The following is a 947-nucleotide window of genomic DNA, read 5'->3' as shown; positions in this document are numbered from 1 at the left end:
CAATCCCACCGACGACCTGCGCCCGCTGCTGCGCCCGGCCAACCTGATCGCGCTGGAAACCCCGGTACCGCTGGTGCTGGAACGCTTCCGCACCGGCACCACCCACCTGGCGCTGTGCGTGGAAGAGCACGGCCGCATCCTGGGCTACTTCACCCTGGAAGACCTGCTGGAAGTGGTGGTCGGGGATATCGAGGACGAACACCCGCATATCGTCAAGGACGCCCCCACCCGTGGCGCCGACGGCACCCTGCTGGTGGCCGGCTCGACCTCGATCTTCCGGCTGGAGCGGCTGCTGGGGCACGACCTGAGCGCGCCTGACCACCTCAATTCGGTCGGCGGGCTGATCGTGCACCAGCTCCAGCGGCTGCCCGAGGAAGGCGAGCAGCTGGAGATCGACGGGCACCAGTTCACGATCAAGCGCATGGCCGGGCACCGGATCCAGGCGGTGACGGTGCGCATGGCACAGGCCGAGGACGCCGGGGCAGCGTAGAATGACGGCCCCCGCTGCCACCGATCTGCGCCCTGCCATGTCCGAATTCGCCCTGCTCGCCCTGTCCCCGCTCGATGGCCGCTACGCCGGCAAGGTCGACGCCCTGCGCCCGATCTTCTCCGAATACGGCCTGATCAAGGCCCGCGTGAAGGTGGAAGTGGAATGGCTGCTGGCACTGGCCAATGAGCCGGGCATCGTCGAACTGGCGCCGTTCTCGGCCGCCGCCACCGCGCGCCTGCGCGCCCTGGCCGACGATTTCGCCCCGGCCCATGCCGCGCGGGTGAAGGAGATCGAGCGCACCACCAACCACGACGTCAAGGCCGTGGAGTACTTCATCAAGGAGCAGCTCACCGCCGATGCGGAGCTGGGCCCGGCGCTGGAGTTCGTGCATTTCGCCTGCACCAGTGAAGACATCAACAACCTCAGCTACGGGCTGATGCTCGAGCAGGCCCGCCGC

Annotated in this window: 2 protein-coding genes; both read left to right on the top strand. The window is 68.3% G+C overall.

Going from position 1 to position 947, the window contains the following annotated elements; translation table 11 throughout:
* Positions 1 to 490 (top strand): transporter associated domain-containing protein (locus tag AAE045_RS23265; protein WP_455549688.1); only part of this gene is annotated, 490 nt, incomplete at its 5' end.
* 37 nt (positions 491 to 527) lie between these two features.
* Positions 528 to 947: lyase family protein (locus AAE045_RS23260; RefSeq protein WP_455549689.1), on the top strand; the 420-nt coding region annotated here is incomplete at its 3' end.

The organism is Dryocola clanedunensis (assembly GCF_038405435.1).
In the GTDB taxonomy this organism is placed as follows: Bacteria; Pseudomonadota; Gammaproteobacteria; order Enterobacterales; family Enterobacteriaceae; genus Dryocola; species Dryocola clanedunensis_A.
Note: the sequence above shows the minus strand (reverse complement) of the source record. Positions and strands in the feature narration are given on the sequence as shown.